This window comes from Limnohabitans sp. (assembly GCF_044361645.1).
GTDB lineage: Bacteria > Pseudomonadota > Gammaproteobacteria > Burkholderiales > Burkholderiaceae_C > Limnohabitans_A.
Window position 1 is genome coordinate 1 of record NZ_JBIKIL010000148.1, and the last position, 8496, is coordinate 8496.

An 8496-nucleotide genomic window follows, 5' to 3' on the forward strand; every position below is an offset into this window, starting at 1 on the left:
GGTCACCCTCATGCAGTTGCGCTTCACTTCGCTCGTCGTGATCAACTTGCGACGGGACTTGCACCCGTAGGAGTGCGCCCATGCTGGGCGCACAAGAAACAGCCCGCAGGGCCGAAGCGCTGCGGGCTGATGAGGGAGTGGCTTTCACCACCCTTTGCAATGAAACTTGCAGTGACCGATTTTAGCCGTGGTAGGCGGTCTCGCCGTGTGAGGAGATGTCCAGACCTTCGCGCTCTTCTTCTTCGGTGACACGCAAACCCACCAGCATGTCGACAATTTTAAAGGTCACGTAGGCCACCACTGCAGACCAGACCATGGTGATGATCACGCCTTCGGCTTGGACCAACAACTGGCTGGCAATCGAGTAGTCGCCGTCTTTGATGCCGCCCAGCGAAGCGGCCGAGAAGACGCCTGTCAACAGCGCCCCCACGATGCCGCCCACGCCGTGCACACCGAACACGTCCAGCGAGTCGTCCGCGCCCAGCATCTTCTTCAGACCAGTCACGCCCCACAGACACAAGAAGCCCGAGACTGTACCGATGACGATGGCGCCCATGACGCCCACCGTGCCGCAAGCGGGGGTGATGGCGACCAAACCGGCCACCGCACCAGAGGCAGCGCCCAGCATCGAGGCCTTGCCCTTGCTCAAGACTTCACCGACACACCAAGCCAACACAGCCGCGGCCGTGGCCATCAAGGTGTTGATGAAGGCCAATGTGGTGCCGCCGTTGGCTTCGAGGTTGGAGCCCGCGTTGAAACCGAACCAACCCACCCACAGCAAGGAAGCACCCACCATGGTCAAGGTCAGGCTGTGCGGCGCCATGGCCTCACGGCCATAACCGATGCGTTTGCCAATCACGTAAGCACCCACCAGGCCGGCCATGGCCGCATTGATGTGCACCACCGTGCCGCCTGCAAAGTCCAAGGCACCTTTGTCAAACAAGTAACCACCAGCGCCCCAGACCATGTGTGCAATGGGCAGGTAACTGAAGGTGAACCATATGGCGCAGAACAACAGCACGGCCGCGAACTTGATGCGCTCGGCAAAGGAGCCAACGATCAGCGCGCAGGTGATGCCTGCAAAGGTGCACTGGAAAGCGATGAAGATGAACTCAGGAATCATCACACCAGGCGTGAAGGTGGCCGCCAGCGAATCGGGCGTCACGCCCATCAAAAACAGCTTGTCAAAGTTGCCGTAAATCAGGCCCTCTCCACCAAACGCCAAGCTGTAGCCATAAACGGCCCAAAGCACCGAGATCAGCGAAAACACCACCATGACCTGCATCAGCACAGACAGCATGTTCTTGCTGCGCACCAAGCCGCCATAAAACAGCGCCAGACCGGGGATGACCATCATGATGACCAGCACGGTGGAGATCATCATCCAGGTGACGTCACCCTTGTCGACGGTTTCTTTGACAGCGGCCGGGGCCGCTTCGGCAGCAGGTGCCGCAGCATCTGGCACGGCGGGTGCGGCATCGGCTGCAGCAGCTGGCGCAGGCGTCACAACCGCCGGGGTGTCGGCGGCTGCAGGCGTCTGGGCCAAGGCCATGGGACCCGCAGCCAACAGACTCAGGCCCAAGGCCAGTGAGACAAACAGTTTTTTCATATATGACTCTCTTTCTGATCCATCAAAGCGCTTCGGCACCGGTTTCACCCGTGCGGATGCGAACCACTTGCTCTAAGTTGTAAACAAACACCTTGCCGTCACCAATCTTGCCGGTGCGGGCACCGGTTTCGATGGCCTCGATCACGCGATCGACCAAGTCGTCAGACACGGCCGCTTCGATCTTCACTTTGGGCAAAAAGTCGACCACGTATTCAGCGCCGCGGTACAGCTCGGTGTGGCCCTTTTGACGGCCAAAGCCTTTGACTTCGGTCACGGTGATGCCCTGCACGCCGATACCCGAAAGTGCTTCACGCACCTCGTCCAGCTTGAAGGGTTTGATGATGGCTGTCACCAGTTTCATGATGGCTCCTTGGTTTGAATGTGAATGGGTGGGTTCTGGCTCACATGGCTTTGGACAGGGTCAACACAAAGCGGTTGTCGTTCAGGCCATTGAAATCCGCTTTTTTGGTGGCCCCCACTTGGGCACCGCTCAAGCTGTAGCCATCGCCCAGGTCGTAAGTCAAACCCACGCTGTAGTCCGAGAAATCGGTGTCAGACTTGAAGTTGGTCATGCCCACAGCCGCTTTTAAGGTCAGGCCTGTGGTCAGTTCGGTGGCGTAACCGACGTTGAAATAAGAAGCCTTGGAGCCACCGAAGTACTTGCTCGACACGGTCTGTGAATATTTGGCAGACAGGGGGCCGTAGCTCAGGCCACCGTAGACCTCGGTGGTGTTGGCAGAAGAAGCGCCAGGGTAGGCGTAGGTCAGCACGCCCACGTCGTAGCCCAAGCCAGGGCTCAGTTCGCCCTTGTAACCGCCGTACACATCGATTTCCAGCGAATTGCCAGCCAACCAGCTCACGCTGGAGTTCCAGTTGCCCACATACAAACCGTTGCCAAAGGCGTAGTCAAAACCGCCTTGCAAAGCAGGCTTGAAGTTTTTGCTGGATTTGTCGTCCTGATCCTGGCCCCTGAATTTGTAATTGGTCGTCAACGCGATGTTGCTGGACAACTGCGCGCTGGCCACAAAAGGCACAACCGCCAACAAAGACACCAACAAGGATTTTTGAGATACAAATTTCATGAAAAACTCCAAAAGTGAAGAAAAGACACACCCATCAAGCAGAGAGCGTGCCAACTTCATTTTTCAGACCAGACTCGGGGTTTCCCCCATGCGCTCGCTCTCTGTGCGTGCTGGCATGGCCAACAACAGGCGCTGGATGGGCCGTGCGCATGCCAGGGCCACAAACGCACCAAAACAGGGCGAAAAAGGCGCGCAGGTCTCAGTTTGGTGCACAGCCCTGACTTGGCCGGCCTGCAAGCCCTGGGCCTCACCGTCGCGGTGCACATGGCCAACGGCTTGCCCAGCACCACGCTGGATCTGCGAGCAGACGCCCCGCTGCTGTGTGGCCGCTCACGCTTTTGACACCTTTAGATGCTCTCTGAGCAGGCTTGCGCCTGTCTTCCTCTACACTGCTTTTAAAAAATAACGGGAGGAAGACATGACACTCGCCACCATCCGCAGCCGCGCCCTCTCGGGCATGTCTGCGCCTGCCGTTTTGGTCGAGGTGCATTTGGCCAACGGCCTGCCCAGCTTCACCATCGTGGGCCTGCCCGACACCGAAGTGCGCGAAAGCAAAGACCGGGTGCGGGCTGCGCTGCAAAACAGCCATTTGGAGTTTCCGCACAACAAACGCATCACGGTGAACCTGGCCCCGGCCGACCTGCCCAAAGAGTCGGGCCGCTTTGATCTGCCCATTGCGATTGGCATCTTGGCGGCCAGTGGGCAAGTGCCTTTGGCCGAGGCCGAGCAATATGAATACGCCGGTGAGCTGTCTTTGTCGGGTGACTTGCGTCCCATACGGGGTGCACTCGCCATGGCCTATGCCATCAGCAAAGAGGGCGCAAACGAGCAGCGCCCTTTGATTCTCCCCACTGGCAGTGCCACCGAAGCCGCCTTGGTGGAGGGTCTGGCGGTGTACGAAGCCACGCATTTGCTGCGCGTGTGCGCACATCTTTTGCCGGACAGTGCCGAAGAAAAACTCTCACGCGTTCAGAGTGCGCCGACTGCGCAAGAAGCCACTTTCCCCGACATGCGCGATGTGCGCGGGCAAGGCGAGGCGCGTCGGGCACTCGAAATCTGCGCAGCTGGCAAACATTCACTGCTCATGGTGGGGCCACCCGGTGCAGGCAAGTCCATGCTGGCGCAGCGGCTGCCGGGCTTGTTGCCGCCCATGACCAGCAGCGAAGCTTTGGCGAGTGCGGCTTTGCTTTCGCTCTCCAGCAGTGGCTTTGCGCTTTCAGACTGGAAGCGCCGCCCTTTTCGCGCACCGCACCACAGCGCCAGTGCGGTGGCACTCGTTGGCGGTGGTGGCAACCCTCGCCCCGGGGAAATCAGCCTGGCCCATGAAGGCGTGTTGTTTTTGGATGAACTGCCCGAGTTTGACCGCAAGGTGCTGGAGACTTTGCGCGAACCCCTAGAGTCTGGGCACATCACCATCTCACGGGCCGCGCGGCAGGTGCGCTTTGAAAGCGCCTTTCAGTTGGTGGCGGCGATGAATCCGTGCCTGTGTGGCCATCTGGGGCACCCCACCAAGCCATGCCGCTGCACGCCCGACCAGATCGCCCGGTATCAAGGCAAAATTTCGGGGCCGCTGCTGGACCGCATTGACATGCAAATCACGGTGCCCGCGCTCACCAGCACGGAGCTCTCCAGCGGCCCCACTGGCGAGGCAAGCCATGCCATCCGTGCCCGCGTGGTGGCCGCCCGCGCACTGCAAATGCAGCGACAAGGCCAAGCCAATCAAGCCCTTGCTGTGGGTGACCTGGATCAGCTGGCCGCGCCCACCGATGCGGCCCGCAAACTGCTGCGCAGTGCCATGGACAAGCTGGGCTGGTCAGGACGCAGTTACCACCGTGTGCTGAAAGTCGCGCGCACGGTTGCAGACCTTGCGGCTGCTGAAGTCATTGACACGGCGCATGTGGCCGAGGCGATTCAGTACAGACGGGGGCTGTTCACCTCATAGTGAATCTTGTCGCCGACCAAACCTGCTGCGCAAAGGGGCGTGTGTCAGGCCCTTTTTGGCACCGTCCAGCGCATGAAAGCTTCACGTACAAACCACATAATGAGGACATGCCTTTTGCGTCGCAGCTTTCCACCCAACCCACGGCCTTAGGACCTTTCAGCCTTGGCTTGTCGCTGCCCCAGCTCATCACCTGGGGCAGTGTTTTTTACACCTTCTCTTTGCTCATGAAGCCCCTAGAGGCTGAGTTGGGCATGGGTCGGGCCGAGTCGTCTTTGGCTTTCAGTTTGGCACTGCTGGCCGAGGGGTTGATGGCTTACCGCGTGGGGCGCTGGATTGATGCCGGACACGAACGCCGGGTGATGAGCTGGGGCTCGGTGTGGGTGGGCTTGGGGCTGGTCGGGCACAGCTTTGTGACATCGGTGGCCGGTTTTTATGCCGCCTGGATCTGGTTGGGCCTGGGCATGGCGGCCACGCTTTACAACCCGGCGTTTGCGGTGCTCACGCGACGCTTTGCGCAAGACTTTCGGCGCGCCATCATCACACTCACTTTTCTGGGCGGGCTGGCCAGCACGGTGTTCATCCCGCTTTTTGCTTGGTGGATGGAGCTGTGGGGTTGGCGTCAAGCGCTGTGGGCGCTGGCTGGACTGCAGTTTTTGGTGTGCTTGCCTTTGCACAGCTGGTTGCTGCAAAGTGCGCCAAAGCCTCTGCAGCCGAGCGCGCCATGCCCCACAGCGGGCAGCACGGCGTCAGCGCCATCCCATCAGGCCAGGGTGCAGGCCAACGCCGTGACTGTGCCAGTGCCAGTGCCAGTGCCGGAGCCGGTGCGAGAGCATCTGCGCCACGCACCGTTTTGGCTGCTGGCCGGGTTCATGGTGCTGACCATGGCGGTGACCTCGGCCTTGCCCGCGCACATGATTGCCTTGCTGCAAGAGTCGGGCCTGTCCCCGGTATGGGTCTTGGCCATTCCGGCGGCCATTGGCGTCATACAGGTGCTTGGGCGGCTGGTCTTGTTTGTGTTTGAAAGCTATTGGGATGTGCACGCCGCCAACCGCTGGATCACTGTGCTCATACCGGCGGGCATCGTGGCCTTGCTGATCGGTGGGCTCAGCCCCCTGGCCTCGCTGTTGTTTGTGCTGCTGTATGGCTTGGGCAACGGCATGAACACCATCGTCAAGGGCACGGCCATGGCGCAGTACGTGAGCGCCAGCCACGTGGGCCAGCTCAATGGCCTGTTGGGTTTGCCGATTGCACTGGCGCGGGCTGCCGCGCCGCTGGTTTTGGGCTTGCTGTGGTCACCCCAGCACGGCTACACCTTGGCGCTGTGGTGGCTGCTGACCGCCAGCTTGTTGGGCACCGCCGCTTTGTGGACAGCGCAGCGTTACGCTTTGAAGGCGCGCCATTCCACTCGCGATTGAGCGTTGCGCCCCGGGGGGCTCAGCCGTGCTTTATATCTGCATCGGCATATATAACCAACTAAATAATCGTTCCCATGCCTGAGGCCCTTGGCCACAATCGCGCCATCTTTGAATCACCTTGATTGGGAATGAACACCATGAAACGCACCTCTGCCTTGCTCTTTGCTTTGTCCACCGTGGCTTTTTCGGCTTCGGCATGGGCGACCCAAGCCTTGCTCAGCCCTGCCGAGCTGCAAGCCAAACTGTCAGATGCCAACGTGCGCGTGATCGACATCCGCGACCCCAAGTCGTACGCGGCCAAGCACATCCCCGGCGCAGTCAATGCGCCCTATGGCACTTGGCGCGGCCCGGCCAACAACCCTGGCGAGTTGCCTGAGCTGCCCAAGCTGACCAGCCTGGTGCAAAGCCTGGGCCTCACGCCCAGCACGCATGCTGTGGTGGTCTCCAGCGGCGCCGATGCCACCGACTTTGGGGCCTCAGCCCGGGTGTACTGGACGCTCAAGGTGCTGGGCCTGAAAGACCTGTCGGTGCTCAACGGCGGCGTGAAAGCCTGGACCACAGCGGGCCTGCCGCAAAACAACGCGTCTGTGCAAGTGGCGGCGAGCAGCTTCCAGCCGCAAATTGACACCAGCCTGGTGGCCACCAAAGAAGAGCTGGTGGCCCGCGTGAAGTCGGGTGACGCCGCCTTGATCGACGCTCGCCCAGCCGAATTCTTCAAGGGCGACACCCGCCACGTGGCGGCCAGCGTGCCCGGCACCTTGCAAGGCGCGGTGAACGTGGAGCACGACAAATGGTTTGCCCCCGGCACCTCCACCTTTGTGAGCACCGAGCAGGCCCAAAAAGTGGCGGCGTCCAGCGCCATCGATCCGGCCAAAGAGACCGTGTCCTTTTGCAACACCGGCCATTGGGCTGCAACCAACTGGTTTGCCATGTCCGAAGTGCTGGGCCAAAAGAACGTGAAGCTTTATGCGGGTTCGATGGTCGAGTGGTCCAAAGACCCCAACGGCCTGCCCATGGCCAATGTGCCCAGCCGCCCCAAACAGCTGATGATCGACGCCAAGTTCTGGGCCGAGAGAACCTTCAAATAAGCCTGCGCCATGCAACGCCTGCCCTTGACGGCCCTGCTGGCCGCCTTCTTCCTCTTTTTGGCGCTGGCCGTGTCCATCCGCCAGGCGGTGCTGATGTTGGTGGGCGTGGGCATGGGCGCGGCTTTGGCGGGTGCGCGCTTTGGTTACACCACCGGCTGGCGTCAGCTGATCGAGCAGCGCAACCCGCAAGGCGTGAGCGGCCAAGTGCTGCTGCTGGCGCTGGCCAGCTTGGCCGCCTTGCCGCTGATGGGGCAGTTTTCTGAATTGCAAGCCGCCTTGGGGCCACCCAGCGTGAGCCTGCTGGTGGGTGCCTTCGTGTTCGGGCTGAGCATGCAAATTGCCGACGGTTGTGGCTCGGGCACTTTGTACAAAGCCGGCTTGGGCGTGCCGCTCAACATGGGCATCTTGCCGTTGTTTGCCTTGGGCAGCTTCTTGGGCTCGGTGCACCTGGACAGTTGGCTGTCGTTGGGCCAAATGGCCCCGGTCAGCTTTTCAGCCGAATACGGCACAGGCGGTGCACTGGCCCTGACGCTGGCTTTGCTGGCAGCGGTATTGGTGGCGGTGCGCCTGTGGGTGGGCGCGGGCCAAACCTGGCTGGACAAGCGCTGGGTTTGGGGTGCGGTGGCGCTGGCGGTGCTGGCCACCTTGAATTTGCTGCTGGCCGGGCAGCCCTGGGGCGTGGTGTACGGCTTTGGCCTGTGGGCCGCCAAGGTGTCGGTGGCGCTGGGCGCTTTTGACCCCACGGCCAACGCCTTTTGGGGCCAGGCGGGCAACGCGCAGCGCCTGAGCCAAACCGTGTTCATGGACGTGACCACCATCACCAACATCGGTATTTTGGGCGGCGCGCTGTGGGTCTCGGCCAAAGCCGCGTCCAACAGCACGCCTTTGACCACCCAGCAATGGGTGATTGGCTTGGTGGCCGGATTCGTCATGGGCTACAGCTCGCGCCTGGCGTTTGGTTGCAACATTGGCGCCATGCTCAGCGGCATCTCCACCGGCAGCTTGCATGGCTGGATCTGGGTGCCCCTGGCTTTTGCGGGCACGCTCATTGGTGTGCGCGTGCGTCGCCACTACCAGTTTTGAAGGAGAACCGCATGCGCCACACACACAAGTTGCAAGCGGTTTTCTGGCTCGGCCTGGCCGCCTTTTTGAGCTGGGACTTCATGGTCTCGGCCCCGGTGGACCTGCGCAACGAACCGCCTTTGATTGCGGCGGGTTCTGGCCAGGCTACCAGTGGTGGGCATTGCTCGATGGCGAAGTGAGGATGAAAGCCAGACCCCAGCCTTACACCTCAACCGTACAGGCTTGACCGATCGGTGCTGGATGGCTATTCTTCCTTACCGTATCGTAAGGAAAAATC

At 61.0% G+C, this 8496-nt stretch carries 9 protein-coding genes; 6 read left to right on the top strand and 3 right to left on the bottom strand.

What is annotated here, in order from left to right; translation table 11 throughout:
• Positions 1 to 181: 181 nt before the first annotated feature.
• Genes ACIQ39_RS17255 through ACIQ39_RS17265 form a run of 3 tightly spaced genes read right to left on the bottom strand, consistent with a single transcriptional unit; the run spans position 182 to position 2691 of the window.
• Positions 182 to 1609, bottom strand: a complete 1428-nt coding sequence (locus ACIQ39_RS17255; protein ID WP_396435829.1) for an ammonium transporter — start codon at positions 1607 to 1609, stop codon at positions 182 to 184.
• Positions 1610 to 1631: 22 nt separating this feature from the next.
• Positions 1632 to 1970, bottom strand: a complete 339-nt coding sequence (gene glnK / locus ACIQ39_RS17260) for a P-II family nitrogen regulator (protein ID WP_396435830.1) — start codon at positions 1968 to 1970, stop codon at positions 1632 to 1634.
• A 40-nt stretch (positions 1971 to 2010) separates the two neighbouring features.
• Positions 2011 to 2691: a TorF family putative porin gene (locus ACIQ39_RS17265; RefSeq protein ID WP_396435831.1), complete on the bottom strand. Its 681-nt coding sequence runs from the start codon at positions 2689 to 2691 to the stop codon at positions 2011 to 2013.
• A 207-nt stretch (positions 2692 to 2898) separates the two neighbouring features.
• On the opposite strand from ACIQ39_RS17265, the gene ACIQ39_RS17270 reads away from it, so the two are divergent.
• The 6 genes from ACIQ39_RS17270 to ACIQ39_RS17295 all read left to right on the top strand — a co-directional run bounded on the left by ACIQ39_RS17270 (position 2899) and on the right by ACIQ39_RS17295 (position 8398).
• Positions 2899 to 3033, top strand: coding sequence for a hypothetical protein (locus tag ACIQ39_RS17270; protein ID WP_396435832.1), 135 nt, complete (start codon positions 2899 to 2901; stop codon positions 3031 to 3033).
• Between the two features lie 76 nt (positions 3034 to 3109).
• Positions 3110 to 4633, top strand: a complete 1524-nt coding sequence (locus ACIQ39_RS17275) for a YifB family Mg chelatase-like AAA ATPase (protein WP_396435833.1) — start codon at positions 3110 to 3112, stop codon at positions 4631 to 4633.
• A gap of 107 nt (positions 4634 to 4740) precedes the next feature.
• A complete protein-coding gene (locus tag ACIQ39_RS17280; RefSeq protein ID WP_396435834.1) occupies positions 4741 to 6048 on the top strand; it encodes an MFS transporter in 1308 nt (435 codons plus the stop codon).
• A gap of 137 nt (positions 6049 to 6185) precedes the next feature.
• Positions 6186 to 7136 (top strand): sulfurtransferase, encoded by a 951-nt coding sequence (locus tag ACIQ39_RS17285; RefSeq protein ID WP_396435835.1) that lies wholly within the window; start codon positions 6186 to 6188, stop codon positions 7134 to 7136.
• A 9-nt stretch (positions 7137 to 7145) separates the two neighbouring features.
• Complete coding sequence (locus tag ACIQ39_RS17290; RefSeq protein WP_396435836.1) at positions 7146 to 8219, top strand: YeeE/YedE thiosulfate transporter family protein; 1074 nt, start codon at positions 7146 to 7148, stop codon at positions 8217 to 8219.
• Positions 8220 to 8230: 11 nt separating this feature from the next.
• Positions 8231 to 8398, top strand: coding sequence for a hypothetical protein (locus tag ACIQ39_RS17295; RefSeq protein WP_396435837.1), 168 nt, complete (start codon positions 8231 to 8233; stop codon positions 8396 to 8398).
• Positions 8399 to 8496: the final 98 nt, after the last annotated feature.

Excerpts from the sequence above, each read along its gene's own strand:
- ACIQ39_RS17255 (WP_396435829.1), bottom strand. The coding sequence starts at position 1,609 with ATGAAAAAACTGTTTGTCTCACTGGCCTTGGGCCTGAGTCTGTTGGCT.
- glnK (WP_396435830.1), bottom strand. The coding sequence starts at position 1,970 with ATGAAACTGGTGACAGCCATCATCAAACCCTTCAAGCTGGACGAGGTG.
- ACIQ39_RS17265 (WP_396435831.1), bottom strand. The coding sequence starts at position 2,691 with ATGAAATTTGTATCTCAAAAATCCTTGTTGGTGTCTTTGTTGGCGGTT.
- ACIQ39_RS17275 (WP_396435833.1), top strand. The coding sequence starts at position 3,110 with ATGACACTCGCCACCATCCGCAGCCGCGCCCTCTCGGGCATGTCTGCG.
- ACIQ39_RS17280 (WP_396435834.1), top strand. The coding sequence starts at position 4,741 with ATGCCTTTTGCGTCGCAGCTTTCCACCCAACCCACGGCCTTAGGACCT.
- ACIQ39_RS17285 (WP_396435835.1), top strand. The coding sequence starts at position 6,186 with ATGAAACGCACCTCTGCCTTGCTCTTTGCTTTGTCCACCGTGGCTTTT.
- ACIQ39_RS17290 (WP_396435836.1), top strand. The coding sequence starts at position 7,146 with ATGCAACGCCTGCCCTTGACGGCCCTGCTGGCCGCCTTCTTCCTCTTT.
- ACIQ39_RS17295 (WP_396435837.1), top strand. The coding sequence starts at position 8,231 with ATGCGCCACACACACAAGTTGCAAGCGGTTTTCTGGCTCGGCCTGGCC.